The organism is Thioclava dalianensis (assembly GCF_000715505.1).
Classification (GTDB): domain Bacteria; phylum Pseudomonadota; class Alphaproteobacteria; order Rhodobacterales; family Rhodobacteraceae; genus Thioclava; species Thioclava dalianensis.
This window is the reverse complement of sequence record NZ_JHEH01000002.1, coordinates 161,561-186,549: the sequence shown is the minus strand read 5'-3', so window position 1 is coordinate 186,549 and position 24,989 is coordinate 161,561. Positions and strand designations below refer to the sequence as shown.

The 24,989-nt window shown below is 62.9% G+C and carries 25 protein-coding genes; 16 read left to right on the top strand and 9 right to left on the bottom strand.

Going from position 1 to position 24,989, the window contains the following annotated elements:
- Window positions 1-56 precede the first annotated feature (56 nt).
- Both DL1_RS02580 and DL1_RS02575 read left to right on the top strand, forming a co-directional pair.
- Entirely contained in the window at window positions 57-770 is a 714-nt protein-coding gene (locus DL1_RS02580) for a GntR family transcriptional regulator (protein WP_038062008.1), read from the top strand.
- 11 nt (window positions 771-781) lie between these two features.
- Window positions 782-1,897 carry a Gfo/Idh/MocA family protein gene (locus DL1_RS02575; protein WP_038062005.1) on the top strand — a complete coding sequence of 372 codons (1,116 nt, stop codon included), beginning with the start codon at window positions 782-784 and terminating at the stop codon, window positions 1,895-1,897.
- Window positions 1,898-1,951: 54 nt separating this feature from the next.
- Here the strand turns inward: DL1_RS02575 and DL1_RS02570 are convergent, their stop codons facing one another.
- From DL1_RS02570 to efeU, 3 genes are read right to left on the bottom strand one after another with little or no spacing between them, the layout of a single operon-like run.
- On the bottom strand, window positions 1,952-3,259 hold the full coding sequence (locus DL1_RS02570; protein ID WP_038062003.1) for a Dyp-type peroxidase: 1,308 nt from the start codon (window positions 3,257-3,259) through the stop codon (window positions 1,952-1,954).
- A gap of 20 nt (window positions 3,260-3,279) precedes the next feature.
- Window positions 3,280-4,482 carry an iron uptake system protein EfeO gene (gene efeO, locus DL1_RS02565; protein ID WP_051693256.1) on the bottom strand — a complete coding sequence of 401 codons (1,203 nt, stop codon included), beginning with the start codon at window positions 4,480-4,482 and terminating at the stop codon, window positions 3,280-3,282.
- A gap of 44 nt (window positions 4,483-4,526) precedes the next feature.
- Window positions 4,527-6,083, bottom strand: a complete 1,557-nt coding sequence (gene efeU, locus DL1_RS02560) for an iron uptake transporter permease EfeU (RefSeq protein ID WP_051693255.1) — start codon at window positions 6,081-6,083, stop codon at window positions 4,527-4,529.
- Window positions 6,084-6,307: 224 nt separating this feature from the next.
- On the opposite strand from efeU, the gene DL1_RS02555 reads away from it, so the two are divergent.
- The 4 genes from DL1_RS02555 (at window position 6,308) to DL1_RS02540 (ending at window position 9,131) form a co-directional block, all read left to right on the top strand.
- Window positions 6,308-7,306, top strand: a complete 999-nt coding sequence (locus DL1_RS02555) for an MBL fold metallo-hydrolase (RefSeq protein WP_038062001.1) — start codon at window positions 6,308-6,310, stop codon at window positions 7,304-7,306.
- A 201-nt stretch (window positions 7,307-7,507) separates the two neighbouring features.
- Window positions 7,508-7,714, top strand: coding sequence for a cold-shock protein (locus tag DL1_RS02550; RefSeq protein ID WP_038061998.1), 207 nt, complete (start codon window positions 7,508-7,510; stop codon window positions 7,712-7,714).
- Window positions 7,715-7,802: 88 nt separating this feature from the next.
- Entirely contained in the window at window positions 7,803-8,027 is a 225-nt protein-coding gene (locus tag DL1_RS02545) for a hypothetical protein (protein WP_038061995.1), read from the top strand.
- Window positions 8,028-8,159: 132 nt separating this feature from the next.
- A complete protein-coding gene (locus DL1_RS02540) occupies window positions 8,160-9,131 on the top strand; it encodes a type I glyceraldehyde-3-phosphate dehydrogenase (RefSeq protein ID WP_038061992.1) in 972 nt (323 codons plus the stop codon).
- An 82-nt stretch (window positions 9,132-9,213) separates the two neighbouring features.
- On the opposite strand, the gene DL1_RS02535 is transcribed toward DL1_RS02540, so the two are convergent.
- Complete coding sequence (locus DL1_RS02535; protein ID WP_038061990.1) at window positions 9,214-9,972, bottom strand: Bax inhibitor-1/YccA family protein; 759 nt, start codon at window positions 9,970-9,972, stop codon at window positions 9,214-9,216.
- 138 nt (window positions 9,973-10,110) lie between these two features.
- Window positions 10,111-10,344, bottom strand: a complete 234-nt coding sequence (locus DL1_RS02530) for a DUF1127 domain-containing protein (RefSeq protein ID WP_038061988.1) — start codon at window positions 10,342-10,344, stop codon at window positions 10,111-10,113.
- A 111-nt stretch (window positions 10,345-10,455) separates the two neighbouring features.
- Between DL1_RS02530 and DL1_RS02525 the strand changes: the two genes are divergently transcribed.
- The gene (locus DL1_RS02525; RefSeq protein ID WP_038061985.1) at window positions 10,456-11,307 is read left to right on the top strand and encodes a LysR family transcriptional regulator; all 852 of its coding nucleotides are present in this window, start codon (window positions 10,456-10,458) and stop codon (window positions 11,305-11,307) included.
- 13 nt (window positions 11,308-11,320) lie between these two features.
- Here DL1_RS02525 and DL1_RS02520 read toward each other — a convergent pair whose 3' ends face one another.
- The gene (locus tag DL1_RS02520) at window positions 11,321-12,277 is read right to left on the bottom strand and encodes an NADPH:quinone oxidoreductase family protein (protein WP_038061982.1); all 957 of its coding nucleotides are present in this window, start codon (window positions 12,275-12,277) and stop codon (window positions 11,321-11,323) included.
- 340 nt (window positions 12,278-12,617) lie between these two features.
- On the opposite strand from DL1_RS02520, the gene DL1_RS02510 reads away from it, so the two are divergent.
- From DL1_RS02510 to DL1_RS02500, 3 genes are all read left to right on the top strand, one after another.
- Window positions 12,618-12,980 (top strand): helix-turn-helix domain-containing protein, encoded by a 363-nt coding sequence (locus tag DL1_RS02510; protein ID WP_038061976.1) that lies wholly within the window; start codon window positions 12,618-12,620, stop codon window positions 12,978-12,980.
- 119 nt (window positions 12,981-13,099) lie between these two features.
- Complete coding sequence (gene hisN / locus DL1_RS02505) at window positions 13,100-13,918, top strand: histidinol-phosphatase (RefSeq protein ID WP_038061973.1); 819 nt, start codon at window positions 13,100-13,102, stop codon at window positions 13,916-13,918.
- A gap of 69 nt (window positions 13,919-13,987) precedes the next feature.
- The gene (locus tag DL1_RS02500) at window positions 13,988-15,325 is read left to right on the top strand and encodes an 8-oxoguanine deaminase (RefSeq protein ID WP_038062218.1); all 1,338 of its coding nucleotides are present in this window, start codon (window positions 13,988-13,990) and stop codon (window positions 15,323-15,325) included.
- An 85-nt stretch (window positions 15,326-15,410) separates the two neighbouring features.
- On the opposite strand, the gene ettA is transcribed toward DL1_RS02500, so the two are convergent.
- Complete coding sequence (gene ettA / locus DL1_RS02495; RefSeq protein WP_038061970.1) at window positions 15,411-17,066, bottom strand: energy-dependent translational throttle protein EttA; 1,656 nt, start codon at window positions 17,064-17,066, stop codon at window positions 15,411-15,413.
- A 274-nt stretch (window positions 17,067-17,340) separates the two neighbouring features.
- On the opposite strand from ettA, the gene DL1_RS02490 reads away from it, so the two are divergent.
- The 4 genes from DL1_RS02490 to DL1_RS02475 all read left to right on the top strand — a co-directional run bounded on the left by DL1_RS02490 (window position 17,341) and on the right by DL1_RS02475 (window position 20,413).
- Window positions 17,341-17,679 carry a hypothetical protein gene (locus DL1_RS02490; RefSeq protein WP_038061966.1) on the top strand — a complete coding sequence of 113 codons (339 nt, stop codon included), beginning with the start codon at window positions 17,341-17,343 and terminating at the stop codon, window positions 17,677-17,679.
- A 430-nt stretch (window positions 17,680-18,109) separates the two neighbouring features.
- Complete coding sequence (locus DL1_RS02485; RefSeq protein ID WP_038061963.1) at window positions 18,110-18,601, top strand: hypothetical protein; 492 nt, start codon at window positions 18,110-18,112, stop codon at window positions 18,599-18,601.
- A gap of 355 nt (window positions 18,602-18,956) precedes the next feature.
- A complete protein-coding gene (locus tag DL1_RS02480) occupies window positions 18,957-19,451 on the top strand; it encodes a hypothetical protein (protein WP_038061959.1) in 495 nt (164 codons plus the stop codon).
- 200 nt (window positions 19,452-19,651) lie between these two features.
- Entirely contained in the window at window positions 19,652-20,413 is a 762-nt protein-coding gene (locus tag DL1_RS02475; RefSeq protein WP_038061957.1) for a potassium channel family protein, read from the top strand.
- Window positions 20,414-20,447: 34 nt separating this feature from the next.
- On the opposite strand, the gene rimO is transcribed toward DL1_RS02475, so the two are convergent.
- The gene (gene rimO, locus DL1_RS02470) at window positions 20,448-21,833 is read right to left on the bottom strand and encodes a 30S ribosomal protein S12 methylthiotransferase RimO (RefSeq protein ID WP_038061955.1); all 1,386 of its coding nucleotides are present in this window, start codon (window positions 21,831-21,833) and stop codon (window positions 20,448-20,450) included.
- Between the two features lie 119 nt (window positions 21,834-21,952).
- Window positions 21,953-22,546, bottom strand: a complete 594-nt coding sequence (locus DL1_RS02465) for a GcrA family cell cycle regulator (protein ID WP_038061952.1) — start codon at window positions 22,544-22,546, stop codon at window positions 21,953-21,955.
- A 172-nt stretch (window positions 22,547-22,718) separates the two neighbouring features.
- On the opposite strand from DL1_RS02465, the gene DL1_RS02460 reads away from it, so the two are divergent.
- Both DL1_RS02460 and DL1_RS02455 read left to right on the top strand, forming a co-directional pair.
- Window positions 22,719-23,513 (top strand): ABC transporter permease, encoded by a 795-nt coding sequence (locus DL1_RS02460; RefSeq protein WP_038061949.1) that lies wholly within the window; start codon window positions 22,719-22,721, stop codon window positions 23,511-23,513.
- 240 nt (window positions 23,514-23,753) lie between these two features.
- Window positions 23,754-24,926: an aspartate aminotransferase family protein gene (locus DL1_RS02455; protein ID WP_038061946.1), complete on the top strand. Its 1,173-nt coding sequence runs from the start codon at window positions 23,754-23,756 to the stop codon at window positions 24,924-24,926.
- Window positions 24,927-24,989: the final 63 nt, after the last annotated feature.

The window sequence follows — 24,989 nt, the reverse complement described above, 5'->3', positions numbered from 1 at the left end:
TTAGCAGTCGCCATGATATAAATCAATGTTGTATCAATTTTCGAGGCTGCCAGAACATGCAGGGAAATCAGGGGGCCACACGCACCGGATTGCCGATTTACCAGCAGATCTCGGAGATGCTGATTCGCGACATCGCAGCCGGGCGGCTGTCCGATGGCGAGCGCCTGCCGCCGGAACGCGCGATGGCCGCGCAGCTTGGGATTGCCGTTGGCACCTTGCGCCGTGCGCTGGCAGATCTTGAGACAAAGAGGCTGCTGGAGCGGGTGCAGGGCTCGGGCAATTACATCCGCACCTCTGAACTGCGCGAGCATTTCTACGCGATGTTCCGGCTTGAGCTGTTGGCAGGCGGCGGCTTCCCGCATGCGCAGATCCTGAGTGTCGATCTTTGCGACAAGCCTGACGATCTACCACGCTTTGGCATCTCGCGCCGGGCCAGCCGGATCCGCCGCCTGCGCAGGCTCGATGACACACCGGTTGCTGCCGAAGAAATCTGGCTCGACGGGTCGATGGGCAAGGTCCACGCCGAGGGTCTCGAGGACTCGCTCTATGAATATTACAAGCGCCAGCTCAATTTCTGGATCGTCTCGGCTGAGGACCGTGTGAGCTTTGCGCCGGTGCCGGATTGGGCGCCGCCCGAGCTTGCCTGCAAGCCCGGCGAGATCGCGGGGTATATCGAGCGTTTTAGCTGGGCCGATCGCGCAGCCCCGGTCGAATTTTCGCGCACATGGTTCGACACGAGCCAGGCGCATTACGTTCAACGCATGAGATGAAGGATAAGCCGATGAGCAAAACGATCTGCTACGGGATGATCGGATGCGGCATGATGGGGCAGGAGCACCTGCGCAATATCGCACTTCTGGAGGGGGCCGAGGTCCGCGTGATCTTTGAGCCCGATCCCGAGATGGCCGCGAAGGCGCTGAGCCTTGCGCCGCAGGCTCGGCTGGTGGGCTCGATCGCGGAACTGCTGGAGAGCGCGCCGCTCGATTGTCTGGTGATCACCAGCCCGAATTTCCGTCATCTCGAACAGCTTGAAGAGATTGGCGCCACGCGCCCGCTGCCGGTGCTGGTGGAAAAGCCGCTATTCACCGCGCCCGAGGATGCCGCGCGTCTGGCGGCCTTTCGCGACAGCTACGCAGCGCCTGTCTGGGTCGCGATGGAATATCGCTACATGCCGCCGATTGCGGCCTTCCTCGACGAGATTGAGGCCGCAACAGGCGGCGCCACTATGCTCACCATCCGCGAGCATCGCTTCCCGTTCCTGACCAAGGTCGGCAACTGGAACCGTTTCAACCGCTACACGGGCGGCACATTTGTCGAGAAATGCTGCCATTTCTTCGATCTGATGCGCTTGGCTTTGGGCTCTGAGCCGGTGCGAGTCATGGCCTCGGCACCGCCTGCGCATAACCATGTCGAAGAGGCGGGCGCGCCCGATATTCTGGATGCGGGCTATGCGATTGTAGAGTTTGCCTCTGGCGCCCGCGCGATGCTGGAGCTGTGCATGTATGCCGAGGGTTCGCGTTATCAGGAAGAGGTCAGCGCCGTTGGTCCCAAGGGCAAGATCGAGGCTCTGGTGCCCGGACCCACGCGCTTCTGGCCCGATCATCTGGGCGCACCGCCCGTGCCGAAACTCGTGATCTCGCCGCGCCATCCGCAAGGCCCGGTCGAGCGCGCCTTGCCCGTGCCGCCCGAACTGCTCGCGGCGGGCGACCATAACGGCTCGACCTTTCACCAGCATGAGGGGTTCCTCGCGTTGGTGCGCGGCGCGGTGGCCGCGCCCGAGGTCACTCTTGCGGATGGCTGGGCGGCGGTCGCCATCGGTCAAGCCGTCCAGCGCTCCATCGCAACCGGGCAGGCCGTCTCTATCGACAGCCACCCTTGGGCCGCATCCGCGCGATAAGCTCCGTAAGCGGGTCGGGTCGGTGCAGGCCCGCCCGCCTTGCCCGCCCGCGCTTCACGCAAACATCTCTGCGCCGATATACGAGCCCTCGCGTGGGGCGGGGGGCGTGAAAAAGATCCCCGAGCCGATATGCGAGACATATTCCCCCAGCGCATCCGCCGTGCCCATCTTGCGCTGCAGGCGGATGAAATGGGCCGGGTCGTTCTGGTAGCTCACAAAGAGCAGCCCGGCATCGAGCCGTCCCACCGGATCAAGCCCGTCCGTGTAGTTGTAGGAGCGGCGCAGGATGCGAACCCCGTCATTCATCTCATGCGACATCATCCGAATATGGGCATTGTCGGGAATGACGAAGGCACCGTCCGGCCCGGTCTTGTGAAAATCGGGCGTGTCGAACTCCGCAGTCCCTGTGAGCGGCGCGCCGGACGCTTTATGGCGGCCAAAGACGGCGTTTTGATCTGAGATCTGGTCATTGTCCCAATTCTCGATCCGCATCTCGATCTTGCGCACGACCTGATAGCTCCCGCCGCGTTGCCAGTCCGGGCCGTCATTGACCCAGACATATCGGTCGAACTCGGTCTGCTCGCGCAGATTGCGGGTGCCGTCGCGAAAGCCAAAGAGGTTGCGTGGCGTGACCTGCCCCTTGCCCGCCGAGGCGCGCCCAAAGCCCATCTGGGTCCAGCGCGTCACTGCGGCTCCGGTCCGTTTGGCAATGCGTGCGAGGTCGCGGATCGCGTGATAGGCCACCTGCGGATCCTCTGCGCAGGCTTGCAGCGACAGATCCCCGCCGGTGAAAATGGGCGAAAACGCGTCTGACGGTAGCACCGGCAGGTCTTCCAAAAGGGCAGGGCGATGCGCGCTCAGCCCAAGCTCCGGGCGGAACAGGCCGGGACCAAAGCCGATCGTGACCGTTAGCCCCGCAGGTCCCAGATCGAGCGCCTCGCCGGTGTCGAGCCCGCGCGCCTCGGGGCGGGAGGGCTCGACCGCGCCCACCGTCTCGCCCTGCATCAACAGTCCGATCGCCGCCGACCAGCGCGCGAGCAGAACCTGCAAAACGCGCGGGTCCTGCGTACTCAGATCGAAGCTCATGAACATCGTGTAGCGCTGCGGCGGGGTTGCGATCCCGGCCTGCGCGCGGGGGCCACCGGCGCTGCGATAGAACGGGTAGCTCACATGCATCGCGGGATTGGCCGCATCGCTCATCGGATCGGGCGCGGGCGGCATGGCCTCGTCGGCCTGAGCCGCAGCGGGGCGAAGCGCCGCCCCCATCCCCCCGGCTGCGGCCCCCATCATCAGCCCCCGTCGGGTGAGCGCGGAGGCTTTGGCTGCAGGTTTTGAGGGCGGGGGGAAAAGGGTCTTTTTCATGGTGGGTCTCTTCTGGCTGATTACCCTGCGGTCGCGACTTTTTCCGCGATCTGGGCGAGGGGTTCTTGCAGGCTCTGGATCGCTTGGCTGAGCTTGCGCGCATCCGCTTTGCGCCGCTCGGGCGTGTAGGTGACATAGCCGCCAAGCGCTTTGGGATCGCGGTAGTCCTTGAGCATCCCCTCGACCGTGGCAAACCGTGCATTGATCGTACGGGTCAGATCAGGGTCGATCTGCATCATTCCCGGCTCAAGAAAGGCAAAGGCCTGCTGCGCCCCTTCGATATTCGCCGCGAAATCCACCAGATCGATATGGCTGAAGGCCTCTTCTTCGCCGGTGATCTTGCCGCTCTGGACTTCTTCGAGAAGGCCTGCTGCCCCATTGGCGAGATCCTCGGGCGCGTAATGCAGCCCCTTGGCCAGCGCGTCGAGCTTGGTGACATTGGCCGTCAACTCTGCTGCGCGCTTTTGCGTGTCCGAGCCGATGCTCTGGCGCTGGAACAGGTCGCGCTCGATTGCGTGGAAGCCATGCCAGCCGATATCGGGATCAAGATTGGAGGCGCGCATGTCGATCAGGTAATCGAGATTGCCCGCATTGTCGGTCGGCGCGAAACCGGGCAGCACAAAGCCTTCGACATCCGATTCAATGCGCTCGTAGAAGGGGCGGGCCTTGGCATAATCGGCCTGCGCGGTTTCCAGATCGCCTGCATCGATTGCCGCTTGCAGCCGCTTCGTGGCGACCAGCATCGCATCGACGGTGCCATCGACATATTTCGCGTAGCCCTGCGTGCCTTCCTTCAGCAGATCCGCCGTCGATCCACTGGCCCGCTTGGCCGTCCCCGTCACGGTGAAGGCGACAGTGTCTTGCGCGGCATTGGGGCAGTAGATCTGGTAGCTGCCGCCATCCAACGTGACAGTGAATTTCGACGCCGGAAGGCCGGGGGCGAGGTTTTCCTTCTCGCCGAGGATCCGGTTGTCGCTTTGCAGCTCCAGCTCCGAGATTGCGGGGGCTGAGGTGTTGGTGACGGTGAAGGTCACCGGCCCCGCCTTGGCGCTGTCATGATCGAGCACACAGGCGCCGCCGTTTTCGCCTGTCAGGGTGACGGCAATCTGTGACACGCCATTGGTGATGGGTGCGGGATCGGCGGCAGCGCCTGTTGCGCAGACTAGGGTGAGGGCAAGGGCGGTTTGCGGCCCCCAGATCCGGGATGTGTTGGAACGCAGCATCGTCACTCTCCTTTTGATGGTTTTGCGTTGGGACGGTGGCTGGGTCACATGGACCGGGCTTTGAAATTGAGGAGGGGCCGCAGGCGTGCGCCCGAGAGCAGCAGGGCCAATGCGGCCAGCAGCATCACGATCGGCAGCTTGCGCGCCCAGAAATGGAACTCGATGTGCGCAAGGCGCTCTGTGCTCAGCGCCCGCGCGGTGGCTGTGACCTGAGCGGGATTGACGCGCCAATCGGGCAGGGGGCCGCCGCTCGGGTCATGCGCAAGCCGTAGGCTGCGCGAGGTTTGCAGCCCGCCGCCCGATAGCCGCAGCAACATGCTGTCTTTCCCCTGCGCATCGAGCAGCGCGCCATGCGACGTCCAGAGCGTCGCCGTCTCAAGTGCGGTCCAGTGCGCGGTGAAGGGGCCCGGGTTGCGCGCCGGGCTAAGCCCGACAAGGCGGCGCCCACCGGTGATCTGCGCAAGCTGCGCATAGCTGAGCGTTTGGGAGGCGTTTGCAGGTGTGCTCTCGTGGCGCAGCTCGTAGCGCTGGGCGGCGAGCCCGGCATGGCGCTCGTGCTGCGGGCGCGTATCGCTCAAGGGCAGGCTCCGGGTCTGACCTGCAAGCGTGAGGGTCACCGCGTCGTCCTTGAGGCTCAGCGTGGCGCCGGGCAGAGCGGTGCCTGCGGAATCGGCCTCGATCAGGGACGCTTTGTCCGGCACGCTCGCGCTGGGACGTGGATAGAGCGCGGCCAGCAAGCCAGCGCCTGCGATCAGCGCCACGGCGCAGGCCCGCTTGATCCGGCGCGCTTGATCCGCGCCGCCCCGCCAGCGCTTGGGCCAGTAGACAAAGGCCGTGACCGGCACGAAATAGGCCAGCCAGCCCAAAGCCTCGATCAGATGAAGATTGGCGGGCAGCCCAAGTACGCCCGTCAGCAGCGCCGATTGCACCGAGCCGGGGGCCACGAGCCAGCTTAGATCGGCCACCTGTTGCTGTCCTGCCAGAAGCCAGCCTGCCTCATGGGCGGTGCGCAGGGCCGACATCACAAGCCCTGCCGCGACGAGGATCAAGAACGCGCCGGTCCAGCGAAAGAACCGGCCCAAATTCAGCCGAACGCCGCCCAGATAGATCCCCCAGCCGATGATCACAGCCAGTGCGAGCCCGAGCCCCGCGCCGAGTGCGGCCAGTGCGCCTGATTGCGCCGCCGAGACCGTGGCGAGCAGGAACACCGCCGTTTCGAACCCCTCGCGCAGCACGGCCAAAAACGCCATCAGCGCCAGCGCGATGCCGCTTCCCTGACCAAGCGCCGCGTCCAGATCTCCATGGATCTGGCTTTTCATCTGATGCGCGTGCCGCGTCATCCAGACGATCATTCCGGTCACGAAGATCACGGCGATGGTGCCGATCACGGTCTCCATCGCCTCTTGGCGGGCCTGCGGCAGGCCCTGCTCGACCAGTTTCAGCCCGACGCCCACGCCAATCGAGAGCGCAATTGCGGACAAGACCCCCAGCCACATCATCGCGAGGCCCTGACCGCGTTGGCGCAAAAAGGCCGCGATCAATCCGACGATCAAAGCGGCCTCGAGGCCTTCGCGCAATCCGATGATGAAGGTGGGGAGCATGGATCTGTCCTGAAGTTCGGGCTGCTGCTAATTTCGAGTAAAACTATCGGATATAGGCCTAGGAGCGGCGGCGCGTGGCCGCAACTCTATTCCTGATATTTTCACTCAGGTGTGATCGGTGCGGCAAACGGCCTTTGGGATGTGTACTCTTCGCGAGCAGGCCCTATTTGGCTCTGACACAGGCCCTCACGGCGCGGCACTACCCGCATGCAAGGATGCAGAGCATGGCTTCGAACCCCTACTATACTGGCCCCTTGAGCGATCACTTTGATGGCGTGCGGTTTTATTCGCCGGGCCAGCCCGCACCGGATCGCAGTCTGCGCGATCTTTGGCGTTGGCACCGTTCGGGCACGCGGGCGCGCTGGCCCAAGACCGTGCCCGTGACGCAGGTCAAACCGCCTGCGCGCGCTCAGGCGGCGCGGCTGACGATGGTGGGGCACGCCTCGGTGCTGATCCAGATTGCGGGGCTCAACCTGCTGACCGATCCGGTGTGGTCCGAGCGCGCAAGCCCGCTATCCTTTGCCGGACCGCGGCGGGTCAGCGCGCCCGGAATAGCGTTCAATGACCTGCCAGAGATTGATGCCGTGCTGCTCAGCCATAACCACTACGATCATCTGGATCTGGCGACGCTCAAGCGTCTGCATAGGCGCGATGCCCCACGGATGGTGATGCCGCTTGGGACCGATGCGACCGTGCGCAAGGCGGTGCCCGATGCGCGTATCGAAATCGGCGATTGGCACGATCAGATTGTGCTCTCGCTCGATGTCAGACTGTCGCTGACGCGCGCAAATCACTGGTCATCGCGCGGGCTGCGCGATCGGAGAATGGCGCTGTGGTGCGGCTATTGGATTGACGCCCCGCAGGCTCAGATCTGGTTCGCGGGCGATACTGGATATGGGGATGGCGCGATCTTTCACGATCTTCGGGCGCGCCACGGCAGCCCCGATATCGCCCTGATCCCGATCGGGGCCTATGAGCCACGCTGGTTCATGGCGGCCCAGCATGTCGCGCCCGAGGACTCCGTGCAGATATTCCACGACATCGGCGCGCGCCAGGCACTGGGCATTCACTGGGGCACGTTTCAGCTCACCGATGAGGCGCGCGATGCTCCCAAGGAGCTGCTTGCGGAATTGCTCGCACGCGATAGAATCGCATCAGAGCGTTTCGCGGCCTTCGGGCCCGGCGATGTGCATCAAGCGGCCTCAATCACGGCGCAGCCCTAGACAGCTGGGTGCGCGGAGGGGCATAGTGACCCGCTTGGCGTGCGAAAATGCACGATTGCCAAATGGCGGGGTGTTCTCTATAAAGGACATGCTACGTTTTTTCTACCGCATACTGTCTCCTTACGGCTTCAGCTGCTTTTACGAACTGACTGAGCCGAACTGCTGCATGTCGCAGGCAGACTTATTATAGGAGATCTCACGATGGCTGAAGGCACCGTGAAATGGTTCAACCCCACCAAAGGTTTTGGCTTCATCGCACCGGCTGATGGCGGCAAAGACATCTTCGTGCACATCTCGGCCGTTGAGCGCGCCGGTATTGCACGTCTCGACGACGGCCAAGCCGTGACGTTCGAGCTCGAGACCGGCCGCGACGGGCGTCAGTCCGCACGCGATCTCGCTCTCGCTTGATCCACTGGTCTTAGTCCAGTTTAGCCCGGTCGGTCTTCGACCGGGCTTTTTCATGCCCGCATGTCGGGCCATATAACGCAGAGTTGAGATGACCAAGACCAAAGAGAACCTCGACCTGTTTGCGACCAGCGCCACAAAGCGCCCCGCAAACCTGCACGACAAAACCGCCGCCGCCGCACGCCAGATCACCGATGATGCAAAATCGGAACGCGATGCCCAAAGCGCACGGCTTAAGGCCCGCCGCATTGCCCGCGATACCGGCCAGCCCGTGCCAGATGACGGTGCGGCCAATGACGAGACCGATCCGCAATAGGGCGCAACGCCGGGGCGCGGGTTTGGGCGAGAGGCCCCGAGACCCGGGCGCGCTCTTTCGTATCGGTGACAATCGCGCTCTTCCCCTCGGGACGCAGCCGCAGTAAGCCGAGACCTCTCAGGAGGTGTGCTTATGCGCGTTTTCATCAATGGATTTGGCCGGATCGGGCGGACGGTGCTGCGCGCCTGGGCAGAGACGCCGGAACGTTGGCCGGGGCTTGAGGTGGTCGGTGTCAACGATATCGAAGCGCCTGATATGTTGGCCTATCTTTTCGAATATGACAGCGTGTTTGGCCCGTGGCGCGGCAGTGTCGCGCTGGAGGCGGGTGCGCTCGTGATCAACGGTCGGCGCATTCCGCTGCACCGGGCGCGCGATATCTCGGCGCTTGATCTGTCGGATGTGGATCTGGTGATGGAATGCACCGGGCGCGCCGATACGCCCGAGATTGCGGGGCAGGGGCTGGCGGGCGGCGCGCGGCGCGTGCTGATCTCCGGGCCTGCGAAAGCGGCCGAAATTACCGTCGTGCTTGGCGCAAATGATGCGGATCTCAACGGTCAGCGACTGGTGTCGAATGCCAGTTGCACGACAAATGCGCTGGCCCCTCTGGCGCGCTTGATCGATGCGGAGTTTGGCATCGTGACCGGCTCGATGACGACGGTGCATTGCTATACCGGCTCGCAGCCGACGGTCGATAAGCCACGCGGACCGATGGAGCGCTCGCGCGCGGCCGCGCTCTCGATGGTGCCTACGACCACCTCTGCAGGCGTGCTGATGGAGCAGGTCCTGCCCGATCTTGCCGGACGGCTGGTGGCGCAGGCGGTGCGGGTGCCGACCGCGAGCGTTTCGGCTGTGGATCTGGCCGTGACCGTGGCGCGTGCGGCGACGCCCGAGCAGGTGAATGCGGTGCTCAAGGCGGCAGGGGGCGTGATCGGGGTAACCGATAAGCCGCTCGTGTCGACCGATCTGCGCGCCCGACCCGAAAGCGTGGTGATGGCGCTGCCCGAGACCCGCGCGACAGCGCATGGGCTGATCCGGGTATTTGGCTGGTACGACAACGAATGGGGCTTTTCCAACCGGATGCTCGATATGGCCTGCCGGATGTAGGCTCTCCCCTTGAGCTGCCGTCTGCCCATGAAAAAGCCCCGCTCGATGGCGGGGCTTTTCTTAATCTGTGCCGGGCTTGCCGTTAGCGGCGGTCGCCCATGAACTGCAGCAAGAACATGAACAGGTTGATGAAGTCGAGATAGAGCTTCAGCGCCCCGAGGATGGCAGCCTTGCCGAGGAAGTCGTCCCCGCCGCGTGCGGCCAGTTCCAGATAGGTGTTCTTGATGTTCTGCGTGTCATAGGCCGTGAGGCCTGCGAAGATCAGCACGCCGATCACCGAGATCGCGAAGGCCAGCGCCGAGGAGGCGAGGAAGATGTTCACGATCGAGGCGACGATCAGACCGATCAGGCCCATCATCAGGAACGAACCCATCGCCGAGAGATCACGCTTCGTGGTGTAGCCGTAAAGCGACAGACCCGCGAAGGAGATCGCCGTCACAAGGAAGGTCTGCGCGATCGACACGCCGGTGAAGACGAGGAAGATCGACGAGATCGAGGCCCCCATGAGGGCTGCGAAAACCCAGAAGACGAGCTGAGCCGTCGAGGTGGACATCTTGTTGAGCATCGCGCTGAAGCCAAAGACAACGGCGAGCGGTGCGAACATGATGACCCATTTGAGCGGGCTTTGATAAATCAGGGCGCCGAGCTGGGTCAGCTGCATCTGGCCATCCGGCCCGGTGGTCGCAGCCATATTCGCAAGCGCCCAGGCAACTGCGCCTGTGACGAGCATCGCCACCGACATCAGGCCATAGACCTTGTTCATATGTGCGCGAAGACCCTCATCGATCACCGCCTGACGCGTGCCCGCCCGCGGGGTCCGCATCGTTTCAAAATCAGCCATCAGCAACCTCCAACAAAATCGCCCGGCGTTCCCTCTGCCGGTCTTGTGTTCGATATTGGCAGAGAGGACGCATAATTCAAGATTGCTTCGGGTCGGAAATGCACGGTTTCACACCGGTTTCACAGAATGCGAGCTGGATTAGTGCGGTTGGCGCCAATGGGCGGGCGCATCCCATGCGCGCCTGCGGGCCTCTGAATGCGCCTCGGTCTCGCTCAGGCCCACGTCCCGCAGTAATTTTGCATCGAGTTTGCGCAGGTCGCGGCGGGAGCGCTGAAGCGCCAGCGCGGTCGCGATCCGCGCGCTCAGGGTGGCGAAGAGGCGGCGATGTGACGCATGCGAGATGCCGCGCCGGGAAAGAGAGCGATCTGACATTTTGAGCCTCCTTTGATGGCAGTGCGCGATCAGCAATGCTTGTAATTTGGGGGAAGCGCGGGGATAATGAAAACGAATGATTGTGCGCTTATGCATCAAGGATTGTGATATATGGCGAGCCGTAATCTCGATATTGCCGCGTTGCGCGCGGTGCTGACCGTGTCCGAGACCGGATCGGTCACGCGCGCGGCGCATCTGCTCAACCTCACGCAATCGGCCGTCTCGATGCAGATCCGCCGACTTGAAGAGATGTTGGACAAGGTGCTGTTCGACCGCGCGGCACGGAAGATGCAGCCCACGCCCGAGGGTCGCGTTTTGCTGGAACATGCCCGCCGCATCTGTTCCGAGAATGACGAGGCGCTGGCACGCCTGACCGGCCCTGAAGCGGTGACAAACGTGCGCTTCGGCCTGCCGCATGATCTCGTGCGCCCGCAGATGCCCCGGCTCTTGCGCGAATTGGCGATTCATTGGCCGATGGTCCGGTTGCAGCTGGCCTCGCGCCGCTCAGGCACATTGCGCCGCATGTTCGAGGCGGGCGAGTTCGACATGGTGCTCACCACCGAGGAGCAGCCCGGCCCGGGTGCTGAGGTGTTGAGCGAGGATCAACTGGTCTGGATCGGGGCGAAGGATGGGCGCGCCTTGCGCGAGCGCCCGTTGCGGCTGTCACTTGAAGAGGGCTGCGCGTTTCATGCGGCAGCGATCAAGGCGCTGAAGCAGGCAGGGATTGTCTCTGAGCCCGCATTTGACGGCAACTCCGACGAGATGGCGAGCGCCGCGGTGGCCGCTGATATGGGGGTTGCGGTGCGCATGTCGCGCGATCTGCCGCCGGGCTGCGAGGTGCTGGGGCCCGAGAGCGGGCTGCCGCCGCTCGGTCTCACGCGGATCTGTCTTTATGATACGGGCCAGCTGCGCGGCGCGCCGGTGGATGGGCTGCGCGAAAAGCTCCGCGCGGCCTATCGTTAAGCGCGCCTCGCTCTCAGATCTCGATCACCAGCTTTCCGGTGGCGCGCCGGGCGCGCAGATCCTCCAGCGCGGTTTCGACCTGCTCCAGCGGATAGGTGGCGCCGATATGCGGATGCAGGCGCCCCGCCTCGAACCAGGTGAACAACTCTGTCATCGAGTCTCTCAGGAGCGCTGGGTCAAGCTTTGCATAGCCGCCCCAATAGACCCCGTGGATCGAGATATTCTTGACCAGCGCATGATTGAGCGGGAGCTTGGGCGGGCGTCCGGCGGCAAATCCGATGGCCAGATAGCGCCCGCCGGGCTTGAGCGCGCGAAACGCGGCTTCACCGGCCTCGGCGCCCACTGCATCATAGATGACATCCGCCCCGCCAAGCGCGCGCAGCGCCGCCTTGAGGTCTGGCGTGTCGCTCTCCACCACCTCATCGGCCCCAGCCGCGCGGGCGATCTCCAGCTTGTCCGCGCCGCGCGCGCAGGCGATCACCCGGGCCCCAAGCGCCTTGCCGATCTCGACCGCTGTCAGCCCGACACCACCGGCGGCCCCCAGCACCGCGAGGGTCTCACCGGGGCGCAGGGCTGCACGATGCTTCAGGGCGACGTGGCTGGTCCCATAGGCGACCTGAAAGCCCGCCGCCTGCACATAGCTCATCGACTCCGGCAAAGCGACGCACCGATCTGCGCGCAGGGTGATGGCCTCGGCCAGCCCACCCTGACCCGTGACGGCGGCCACACGCGTTCCGGGCGCGAGATCGCTCCCATCGTCCGCAGCCATCACTTCGCCCGCCCATTCCATCCCTAAGGTGAAAGGGCGTTTGGGCGTGTCCTGATAGCTGCCCTCGATCATCAGCAGATCGGCGAAGTTCAAACCGCAGGCCCGGATCGCCACCGTCAATTCGCCCGAAGCGGGAGATGGGGTCGGGATCTGTGTCAGCTCCGCGGGACGGTCGGCCTCGGGAAGTCGGTATGCGCGCATCGGGTATCCTCTGTACTTTCCCCCTTGATAGCGTCTCAGGCGGCGTCGATCCAGCGAAGGAGCGTGCAGCCGCAGCGTTCAATTCAATGGGCGAGTACGAATCAAAACACACTACCTACCGGTTGCGTCCTGAAAACGCTAACCCTACGGCATCCGCATTCTGCATTGCAAAATGCAAAAACACGCAGAAGGAGAGCAGTGAAATCGCCGTATTGCTCACGGAAACGTCAGTGAGACCGGTTTCGAGCCTGTCTTTTTGGACAGGTCTGCGGATTTTCAAGGAAGCCCACCTTCGCCACATGGTAGTTTCGCTTGGGGACACGAAAATAAAGGGCGAAAGATGAAACATCCAGTAGACGTACACGTGGGAAAACGCATTCGGCATCGGCGCTGGATGGTTGGCATGACCCAGCAGCAGCTTGCAGAGAATGTTGGGATCAAATTTCAGCAGATCCAAAAGTATGAAACCGGGATGAACCGGGTCTCCGCGTCGCGTCTTTGGGATGTCGCTGATGCACTGGAAGTGCCGATTTCGTTCTTCTTCGAGGGTCTCGCCGAGGGCAGCGCTGCTCAACCCGAGGTTGCTGGAGATATTCTGTCGGACAAAGAGGCGCTCGCGCTGGTTCGCTCCTACTATTCCATTCCCGAGGCGCAGCGTCGTCGCCTGTTCGAATTGGCGAAGGTGTTGTCCAGCGCGGCGTGATGCGGCGGTGCAGCGCAGACAACCGGGCAGCTTGACCCGGTCGAAGGGGGCGGTTAACCGCTCCCTTGTCATATTGACGCCACGCATCGCCCGCGATGGGCGCAGTACAGGAGGCCGCCATGTCCGCGCCTGACCAAGCCCAATTCCTTGAATTGCTCACTCTGGCCGAGGAACTGGCCGATGCCGCGCGCGCGGTCACTCTGCGCCATTTCCGGCCCGTGGGCGGGATCAGCGCGGCCAATAAGCTCGAGAGCGGTTTTGATCCGGTGACCGAGGCAGATCGCGGCGCTGAGGCTGCAATGCGCGAGATCCTGACGGCGAAGCGTCCCCAAGATGGCATCTATGGCGAAGAATTCGGTGTTGCGCGGGGCAGCTCGGGGCTCACTTGGGTGCTTGACCCGATTGATGGGACGCGCGGCTATATGTCGGGCACACCGACATGGGGCGTGCTGATCGGGCTGTGCCATGAAGAGGCCGACGGGCCGGGCGCGCCGCTGATGGGCGTGATCGACCAGCCCTATATCGGAGAGCGCTTCGTGGGCGGCTTCGGGCGCGCCGACTGGAGCGGACCGCAGGGCAAAGGGAGGCTGGCCGCGCGCGCGACGCCCACGCTTGGCCAAGCCACCTTGTTCACCACCTTCCCCGAGCTGGGCTCTGCGGATGAGCGGACAGCTTTTGGGCGCGTCGCCGCGCAGGTGCAGCTCACGCGCTACGGGATGGATTGCTATGCCTATGCGCTGCTGGCGGCAGGTCAGATCGATCTGGTCGTCGAGGCGGGGCTTTATCCTTACGACATTGCGGCACCGATTGCGGTGATCGAGGCGGCGGGCGGCATCGTCACCAACTGGCAGGGCGGGCCTTGCCATCGTGGCGGGCAGGTTTTGGCGGCGGCCAATCCTGAGCTTCACGCGCAGGCATTGGCGGCTTTGGCAGGGTAGGGGCGCTGCCCCTCTTGGCCTTGCAGCCAATTCACCCCGAGGTATTTTTGCCAAGATGAAGGGGGCATGATGCGAGAGATTTTGATCCGGGGCGCGGATGTGCTGGTTACCATGGATGGCGCGCGGCGCGAGTTGGCCGGGGCCGATCTGCGGATGCGCGATGGTGTGATCGTTGAGCTGGGCCACGGATTGGCGAGCGCGGGCGAGATCGTCGAGGCTTCGGGCTGTGTCGTCACGCCGGGCCTCGTGAATACCCATCATCACCTGTATCAGACCCTGACTCGCGCGGTGCCGGGCGGGCAGGATGCGTTGCTGTTCGGCTGGTTGAAAACGCTCTATCCGATCTGGGCGCGCATGGGGCCGGCGGAGATCCGTGTCTCGGCACAGGTCGGGCTGGCGGAGCTGGCCCTGTCTGGCTGCACGCTGAGTTCGGATCATCTCTATATGTACCCCAATGGTGCAAGGCTGGAGGATACGATCCACGCCGCCGCTGAGCTGGGTCTGCGGTTTCACCCGACGCGCGGCGCGATGAGCATTGGCGAGAGCGACGGGGGGCTTCCGCCTGACAGTCTGGTCGAGCGGGAGGCTGCGATCCTTGAGGATTGCATCCGCGTGGTTGATGCCTTCCATGATGCCTCGGACGGGTCGATGTGCCGGGTGGGCGTGGCGCCGTGCTCGCCGTTTTCCGTCTCGCGCGGGTTGATGCGTGATGCAGCCCTGTTGGCACGCGATAAGGGCGTGATGTTGCACACGCATCTGGCCGAGAATGATGAGGATGTGGCCTATTCTCTGGCGCAGTTCGGCTGTCGTCCGGGAGAATATGCGCGCGATCTGGGCTGGGTGGGCGATGACGTCTGGCACGCCCATTGCGTCAAGCTCGATACGGTCGAGATCGATCTTTTTGCCGCGACAAAAACCGGTGTGGCGCATTGTCCGTGCTCGAATTGCAGGCTGGGGTCGGGGATTGCGCCGGTGCGTGCGATGCGCGATGCGGGGGTGCGGGTCGCTCTGGGCGTCGATGGGTCTGCCAGCAATGATGCCGGGTCGCTGATCGGCGAGGCGCGGCAGGCGATGTTGTTGCAGCGGGTGCAAAACGGCGCCGATGCGATGGCCGCGCGCGAGGCGCTGGAGATCGCGACGTTGGGCGGGGCGCAGGTGCTCGGGCGGCCCGATTGCGGCACGCTGGAGCCCGGCAAGCGCGCCGATATCGCGATCTGGGATATCTCGGGGCTGGAGGCGGCGGGCGCTTGGGATCCGGTGGCCGCCTTGATTTTATGCGGTCCGCCGCGCGTGCGCGATCTCTTTGTCGAGGGGCGTCAGATCGTGCGCGATGGCCAGATCACCACGATTGATCTGCCGCGCGTGATCGAAGAGCAGACCCGGTTGGCGCGGGCTCTGATGGGTTAGGCCTAAAACAGCCTGGCCCGCATATGAAAACGCCCCGCAGCGTCTGACGTGGCTGCGGGGCGTTTTTGTGTCGAACAGGTCGGTCTTAGCGCGAGAATTTCTTGTGCTTCACGCGCTTGGGCTCGGCGGCATCAGGGCCGAGGCGGCGGATCTTGTCGGCCTCGTAATCCTCGAAGTTGCCCTCGAAGAATTCCACATGCGCATCGCCCTCGAAGGCGAGGATATGGGTGCACAGCCGGTCGAGGAAGAAGCGGTCGTGCGAGATGATCACCGCACAGCCCGCGAAATCTTCGATCGCCGCTTCCAGCGCCTGCAGGGTCTCGACGTCCAGATCGTTGGTCGGCTCATCGAGCAGCAGCGTGTTGCCGCCGGATTTCAGCAGCTTGGCCATATGCACGCGGTTGCGTTCACCGCCCGAGAGCTGACCGACTTTCTTCTGTTGATCGGCGCCTTTGAAGTTGAACGCACCGACATAGGCGCGGCTGGCAACCTGCGCATCGCCCAGATCGATCATTTCCGCCCCGCCCGAGATCTCTTCCCAGACGTTGTGATTGGCGCCAAGCGCGTCGCGTGACTGATCGACATAGGCCAGCTTGACCGTGTCGCCCACGGTGATGGTGCCGCTATCGGGGGCCTCATCGCCGGTGATCATCTTGATCAGCGTCGATTTGCCCGCGCCGTTGGGGCCGATCACGCCCAGAATGCCGCCCGGCGGCAGCGAGAAGCTCAGCCCCTCGATCAGCAGCTTGTCGCCCATATGCTTGGTCAGGTTCTCGACCTCGATCACCTTGGAGCCCAGACGCGGGCCGTTCGGGATGATGATCTGCGCCTTGCCGACGCGATCCTTGACCCCCTCATCGGCCATCTTGTCATAGGCCGCGATCCGGGCCTTGGATTTCGCCTGACGGGCCTTGGCGCCGGCACGGATCCACTGGAGCTCTTTTTCGAGCACTTTCTGCTTGGCCTTGTCCTCGCGGGCCTCTTGCTCCATCCGCTTGGCTTTCTGCTCGAGCCATGCGGAGTAGTTGCCCTCATAGGGGATGCCGCGGCCGCGCTCCAGCTCGAGGATCCACGAGGTGATATCGTCGAGGAAGTAGCGGTCGTGGGTGACGCAGAGGATCGTGCCCTTATACTCGATCAGGTGCTTTTGCAGCCAAGCGATGGTTTCGGCGTCAAGGTGGTTGGTCGGCTCATCCAGCAGCAGCATGTCGGGCGCTTCCAGCAGCAGCTTGCACAGCGCGACGCGGCGACGCTCACCGCCCGAGAGATTGGCGACATTGGCGTCATCGGGCGGGCAGCGCAGAGCCTCCAGCGCGATATCGACCTGGCTGTCGAGATCCCACAGGTTTTCTGCGTCGATCTCGTCTTGCAGCGCGGCCATCTCCTCGGCGGTCTCGTCCGAGTAGTTCATCGCCAGCTCATTGTAGCGCTCCAGCTTGGCGGTTTTCGCAGCCACGCCTTCCATGACGTTTTCACGCACGGTCTTGTCGTCGTTCAGTTCGGGCTCCTGCGCGAGATAGCCAACCTTGGCACCCTTGGCAGCCCAAGCCTCGCCCTGAAAATCCTTGTCCATGCCGGCCATGATCTTCAGCAGCGTCGATTTACCTGCGCCGTTGACGCCGACGACGCCGATCTTGACGCCGGGCAGGAAGTTCAGGCGGATATTCTCAAAGCATTTCTTGCCGCCCGGATAGGTCTTCGAGACACCATCCATGTGATAGACATATTGATAGGACGCCATCGTGCACCTCATGGGAATTTGGGATTTGGCGCCTTCTATTAGGAAAGCGGGCTCAGGGAAAGGGGGCGTCGCATCTGCGAACCGCCTACGTCGGGCCTTCGCAAAACTGTCAAAAAAACTTTGCGCGATGGCGCACAGTAAGCTGTGTAAAGCTGCCGTTTTCTGCACACATGAACGAACCTAGATGATTATCACGCTTCGCAGCAACGGCGCTCCTCCCCCGGCGCACCGCCTGCAGCACAGTTTAACCAGTATGGTTCTTAGGAGAGAAAATATGAAAACGCTTATCACGACTTCCGTCATTGCCCTTGCCCTGTCCACCTCGTTTGCTGCCGCTTCTTCGAGCGACGCGCTCGGCGTGATCGCACCGTCGATGGACGCCACCATCTCGGCTCCCAGCGAAGGCGCGGGTCTGGGTCAAACCAGCCAAGGTAAATCGCAGCTCGCCGCTCAGCTCGGCCTGAACGCGACCGATTACACCGCAGCCGAATTGATCCGCATCCAGCGTGCGCTTGAAAACAACAACATCACCGAGGCGAACTACGTGATCAACCACACCAACCGTGTGCCGGTTCACGTCGCTCCGCAGCCGGTTCTCGGCTCGCAAGCCTGATCCAGACGGGTCTCGCACTATACGCACGAAACGGCTCCCTTCGGGGGGCCGTTTCCATGTCTGCTGCGGGCCAGTTTTGCGGTGTTGCGGTCAAGCGGCGCGTTGAAGCAACGGAGCTGCACCCATTTCTCCGGTATCGCATCGCACACGGTCTGTCGCATTCGCGCGACTGGTGCAGAAATTTTTGAAACAATCGGCTGGCGATCCGGTGGGAGCTTGTTTCTGATGTAACGATGTTCCGATTAAGTTGTTTATTATCAGATGTTTGTTCGGAAAAATGATCTTAAAAATAGTTCCCGGGAAATATGTGCGTCAAAGCGCAATTCGGAGGCATTTCTGGCAGTTATCTGCCGATATCGCAGGCCTATATTTGGATCACTGGCGACGAAATGCCGCCGAGATAGTTATTCTTCATGCGAAGGAGGTCATCATGACCCGCAATTCCGTTTATACCGCTCTCGCCGCTTTCATCCTCACCGCTGGTACCGCTGGCATGGCTTCGGCCGGTGATCAGCTCGGTGTTATCGCACCGCCGATGTATGCCCACTCGGTTGCCGCCAGCGATACGGTGCTCGGCGGGACCAATCAGGGCAAAACCCAACTTGCCGCACAGCTTCAGACCTTCCCGGGCCTGCGCAACATCAATCCCGCCAACTATACCGCAAACGAGCTGCAAAACATCGTGGAAGCTGCGCGTGTCGGGAATACGTCGCAAGTGAGCTACTACGTTCAGCATCAAGACCGTCTGCCCGGTGGCCCCGGTGTCGGTGGAACCAATCAGGGCAAATCGCAGCTAGCGAATCAGATGAAACTGCAGCCCACGACTTACACCATGAGCCAACTCGGGCGTGCAGATAACTCGGCCATGCATAGCAACTTGACGGATGCCAGCTATGCGCTCACCGGCAATAACGCGATCTGATCGTAGCGCCTAGCTCAAGCGAAACATGTCCTGCGTCTCCTGTCGGATCCACGCACGGCATACCAGAAAAGCGGTCCCATCCGGGGCCGCTTTCTACTATTTGGCATCGCACCTTGCACAGTGGGCGTTCCGCGTCCGCAGAGCCGCGGACGTGACGAAGATGTTTCCTGATAATGCGCTCCGTTTCAGAGGTTTAGCGCAAATCGTCTGTCGGATTTGGTTCCCAAAATATATGCGCATTATCGCACAAGTTCTGGTTTATTTTTGCGGTTATCTATCGAAATTGTTGTCCTATATCAGGATCACTGGCGACGAAGCGCCGCCGAGATTTTAACTATCACCCAAGGAGGTCATCATGACCCGCAATTCTGTTTACACCGCTCTCGCGGCTTTCGCTCTGGCCGCTGGCACCGCTGGCGTGGCATCTGCCGAAACGAGCCAGTATGGCGTCATCGCTCCGCCCATGTATGTCCATTCGGTTGCATCTGATACCGCGACGCTCGGCGCGACCAATCAGGGCAAAACCCAGCTGGCCGCTCAGCTGCAAACCTTCGCAGGTTTGGGTAATATCAACCCCGACAGCTACAGCGCGAACGAGCTGCAAAACATTCTCCGGGCCGCCCGCGACGGCGACATCTCGCAGGTGAACTTCTACGTCAACCACGAAAACCGTCTGCCCGGTGGCCCCGGCGTTGGTGCAACCAATCAGGGCAAAACCCAGCTTGCTGAGGAGTTGAACCTGAACCCGACCGATTTCACCCAAGCGCAGCTTGAGCGGATCAATCAGTCGGCTCAAAACGACAACATGACTGACGTGAGCTACGTGATCGATAACGCTACTGCGAGCTGATCGCGCTCACACCGAGTAACCAGTGCCTTGGCGCAGCGTCGGCTCCCCGTTGGATCCGAGTGTAGCGCGCCCGAAAAGCGGTCCCCCCCGGGGGCCGCTTTCTAGATTCAGGGCCACGCGCTTGCTGCCGGTCGGCTCTCCACCGCCTTTGCCAGAGCCGGGCAAACCAGCTATCGGTCGAGAAACCGATAGGATTTGCAATGCTCGACCTTCTCAAAACGCTCTACGACTCTGATCGCGCTGAGGCGCATCGCTTCCGTTATGCGCTGCTGGGCTTCGATCTGATCACGATCTGCTTCGTGATCGTCAGCTCGTTCTTCCCGGGCCAAATCTGGATCGAATGGGTGGATGCGCTGATCGGCTTGGTGATCGTATGCGATTTCGCCGCGCGCTTTGCGATCACCAAGGGGAAATGGCGCTTCTGGACGCAGTTGACGACTTTGGCGGATCTCGTGGCTATCGCCTCGTTTCTTGCGCCGATTGCCGGGGAAGGGCTTGGCTTTCTGCGGATCATGCGCACCTTGCGGCTGTTGCACACCTATCAGCTTGTCGCGCGGCTGCGTGCGGATTTTGCCTTTTTCCGCCGCAACCAAGAGGTCGTGCTGGCCGCGATTAACCTGTGCGTTTTTCTCTTCGTGATGACCGGGTTCATCTATGCGACGCAGGTGCGGATCAATCCCCAGATCGACAACTATTCGGATGCGCTCTATTTTACCGTGACGACGCTGACGACAACCGGGTTCGGCGACATCACCCCGAAAGGCGAATGGGGGCGGATGCTCGCGGTTCTCATCATGATCTTCGGCGTGACGCTGTTTTTGCGTCTCGCGCAGGTGCTGTTCCGGCCCACCAAGATCCGTCATGAATGCGAGACCTGCGGCTTGAGCCTGCATGACGCCGACGCGGTTCATTGCAAACATTGCGGCACGGTGGTGCATATCGACACCGACGGTGCCGTCTGATCGACGCGACGCGACGCGGAGGGGAGGGGGTGGCCTAGACCAACCGCCCCCAAAGGTCATAATCGCTGGCCTCGTCAACCTCGACATCCACGAGATCGCCCGGTGCGAGCCCCTCGAAGCCTTCGTCGATAAAGAGGTTGCCGTCGATCTCGGGCGCATCGGCCTTGGTGCGGCAGGTCGCCCCCTCGGCATCCACCGAATCCACGATCACCTGCTGGCGTGTGCCGACCTTGGCTTGCAGCTTCGCCTCGGAGATCGCCTGCGCCTTTTGCATGAAACGGTCCCAGCGATCCTGCTTGACCTCATCGGGCACATGATCGGGCAGGGCGTTGGAGCGCGCACCGTCCACGTTTTCATACTGAAAACAGCCGACCCGGTCGAGCTGCGCCTCATCCATCCAATCGAGCAGATACTGGAACTCGGCCTCGGTTTCGCCGGGATACCCCACAATGAAGGTCGAGCGCAGGGTGATATCGGGGCACGTGGCCCGCCACGCCGCGATCTCGTCCAGCGTGCGCGCCGAAGCCGCGGGCCGCGCCATCCGCTTGAGCACATCGGGATGCGCGTGCTGGAACGGGATATCGAGATAGGGCAGCACGCCGCCACCGTTTTCATGGCTCTCCGCCATCAGCGGGATCAGGTCGCGCACATGCGGATAGGGATAGACGTAGTGCAACCGCACCCAAGCGCCCAAAGACCCCAGATCGCGCGCCAGATCGGTGATATGGGCGCGATGGTCGCGCGCCGTAGCATGCTTGATATCCACGCCATAGGCCGAGGTATCCTGGCTGATCACCAGCAATTCGCGCACACCCGCCTCGACCAGCTTTTCAGCCTCGCGGATCACCGCATGGGCCGGGCGCGACACAAGCCGCCCGCGCATATCGGGAATGATGCAGAATTTGCATTTGTGGTTACAGCCCTCGGAGATCTTGAGATAGCTGTAATGGCGCGGCGTCAGCGATACGCCGGTCGCGGGCAAAAGATCGACGAAAGGGTCGGGATCGGGCGGCACCGCGCCATGCACCGCATCGAGCACCTGCTCATATTGATGCGGTCCGGTCACCGCCAGCACCGAGGGATGCGCGCCCGTGATGTAATCGGGCTCGGCCCCCAGACAGCCGGTCACGATCACCCGCCCATTTTCGGACAGAGCTTCGCCAATCGCCTCAAGGCTCTCGGCCTTGGCGCTGTCGAGAAAGCCGCAGGTGTTCACGATCACCGCATCGGCGCCCGCGTAATCGGGCGAGATCGCATAGCCCTCGGCGCGCAGCCGCGTCAGGATCCGCTCGCTATCGACAAGCGCCTTGGGGCAGCCAAGCGAGACCATCCCGATCACCGGCTGACCGGGACGGGGGGCATCCGCGATCCGCGCGCGGGGCGCCAGATCGGGGCGCAGGTCGGGTGGGTTGGTGCTCATCGCAGGCCTCGCAGTGTGGAGGTTGCCCGCTCGCACGGCCCCTCACTTCCTCTTGACGAAAATATCCTCGGGGGGAGGCGCGTCAGCGCCGGGGGCAGACAGCCCCCTCGCTCCACCGCTTAGCGCCGGCGGTCGCGGCGCGAACTCATCGGCTGGAAGGCCACGCCGACATGCGCCTCGCAATAAGGCTTGCCCGATTGGCTCGGAAGACCGCAGAACCAGAAATCTTCGGTGGCCGGATCGCCAATCGGCCATTTGCAGGTGCGCTCCGTCAGCTCCATCAGGCCAAGCTTCTTGGCGTGTTTCTCGACCTCGCCGACCTTGGCCAGCGCGGCCGGGTCAATCTCATTGGCCGAAGGCTGCGGCGGCAGTGGCTGACCGGCGGGAATGATCGCGCGGCGGGCAGGCGAGGGTGTCGCGGGCTGAGCGGGCTCGGGCTTGGCGGTCGCGGCTGCTGCAGGGGCGGGCTTTTCCTCGACCTTGGGCTCGGCCGGCCTTGCGGGCTTGGTCTCGACCTTTTCAGGCTTTGCCTTGGGCTCGGGCTTGGCAGGCTCGGCGGCACCGCCTGCGCGGTTGGACAGGCCAAGGCGATGCACCTTGCCGATCACCGCGTTGCGCGTCACCCCGCCCAACTCCTTGGCGATCTGGCTCGCGGATTGGCCCTCGGACCACATCTTCTTGAGCAGCTCTACGCGTTCATCGGTCCAGGACATGGGGTGCCTCTCATTTCTCTCGGGCTCCGCCTGTGCGGCGCCTGACATGCGTGCTGATCGCATTTTAACTCGAAGGCGCACAGATACAATCGCGGACCACGATTTTCAAGGGCGCGCGCGTTGGACAGGTCTAGATTGCGTGCTAGATGCGCCTCAAGGACGGGAGATACTCATGCAAGAGATCGGAATACGCCGCTTCGGAGCGGTGAACTGGCTTGGAATGCGCAGCCTCGGCCAGCGCGAAATCAGCCGCTTCATGGCGGTCTGGCAACAAACGGTGCTCGCGCCGCTGATCACGGCGGGGCTGTTTCTGACGGTCTTCGCTCTGGCCTTCGGCAAGGGGCGTGCGCCCGTGATGGGCGTGGACTTCCTGCATTTCATCGCGCCGGGCATCTTGATGATGACGGTGATCCAGAACGCCTTCGCCAACACTTCCAGCTCGATCGTGATTGCCAAGGTGCAGGGCAATATCATCGACACTCTGATGCCGCCGCTGGCCCCGTGGGAGATCCTCGTGGGCTATCTTGTGGGTGCCATCGCGCGCTCCCTCTTGGTGGCGGTGGTGATCGCACTTGGTCTCTTTCTCGCATTGGGGCAGGGGATTGCGCATCCGTTCTGGGCAATCACATGGGTCGTGCTGGGCGCGACCTTCATGGGCGGGCTTGGCATCCTCGCCGCTGTCTTCGCCGAGAAATTCGACCAGATGGCCGCGATCACCAACTTCATCATCACCCCGCTGTCGTTCCTCTCGGGCACGTTCTACTCGGCCAAAGCACTGCCGCCGGGCTTTCAGATCCTGACCCATTACAACCCGGTCTTCTACCTGATCGACGGCGCGCGCTACGGCTTCCTGGGTGTCTCGGACAGCTCGCCCTGGCATGGTGTGGCGGTCGTGGGCCCGGCAATCGTTCTGGTGCTGGCGCTGGCTTGGTACTGGCTGCGCATCGGCTACCGGATGAAAGCCTGATCTGCACAAAAGCCGCGCGCATTGGGACTTTACACAGCCCCGGCGCGCGGCTAATGCTTGCCGCCATGATCGCACGGACTGCATATATCACAGCTCCCCGACGCCGCCGCTCACGCGCCTGACGTCCGATCTGCCGTGGCCTGAGCCACTTTCCCAAATCGCTGACCGAAGGCCATGAGTGTTGACAGGACACGCGGCCTGTTGCACCCCTTGGCCTTCCTTTTCCCGGAGACCCAAGAGATGATCCCCTCTGTCCTGCCGACATATAATCGCGCGCCGCTTGCTTTCGTCAAAGGCGAAGGTTCCTGGTTGGAGACCGCCGATGGCCGCCGATTTCTCGATATGGGCGCAGGCATTGCGGTGAACGTGCTGGGCCACGCAGCGCCCGAGCTGGTGGCCACCCTGACCGAGCAGGCGCAACGGCTCTGGCATGTCTCCAACCTCTACCAGATCCCGCAGCAGGAGAAGCTGGCGGAGATGCTGGTCGAGCACAGCTTTGCCGACACCGTTTTCTTCACCAATTCGGGCACCGAGGCGGCGGAGCTCGCAATCAAGATGGCGCGGAAATATTGGTCCTCCAAGGGCGAGGACCGCTCCGAGATCATCACCTTCGAGGGTGCCTTCCATGGCCGCTCGACCGGCGCGATCTCGGCCGTCCCCCATGCCGAAAAGATGGTCAAGGGTTTCGGCCCGCTGCTGCCCGGCTTCACGCAATTGCCTTGGGCCGATCACGACGCGCTCACCGCGGCTGTCTCGGACAAGACCGCGGCGATCCTGATCGAGCCGGTGCAGGGCGAGGGCGGTATCCGTCCGGTGCCCGATCAATGTCTCAAGGGGCTGCGCGATCTGTGCGAGCGGACCGGCGCGCTCTTGATCTTCGACGAGGTGCAATGCGGGGTCGGGCGTACCGGCAAGCTGTTTGCCCATGAATGGTCGGGCATCACCCCCGATATCATGATGGTCGCCAAGGGCATCGGCGGGGGCTTCCCGCTGGGCGCGGTGCTGGCCACCGAAGAGGCGGCCTCCGGCATGGTCGCGGGCACCCATGGCTCGACCTATGGCGGCAACCCGCTGGGCTGCGCTGTGGGCGGCAAGGTCATGGAGATCGTCACCGATCCCGCCTTCCTCGAACAGGTCAATGCTCGCGCGGGCTTCCTGCGTCAGAAGCTCGAAGGACTGATCGCGGCCCATCCCGACACGTTCGAAAGCGTGCGGGGGACCGGCCTGATGCTCGGGCTCAAATGCAAGCGTGCGCCCACAGATCTGGTGGCCGCCGCCTATGATCAGGCCTTGCTCACGGTCCCGGCGGCAGACAATGTCCTGCGCCTGCTGCCTGCGCTCAACATCTCCGAGGCGGATCTCGCAGAGGCCGTCCAGCGCCTCGATGCTGCAGCCACGCAACTCGAGACCTGATCTTCCTCTTGACGAAAATATCCTCGGGGGTCCGGGGGCAGACAGCCCCCGGCGATCCGCATT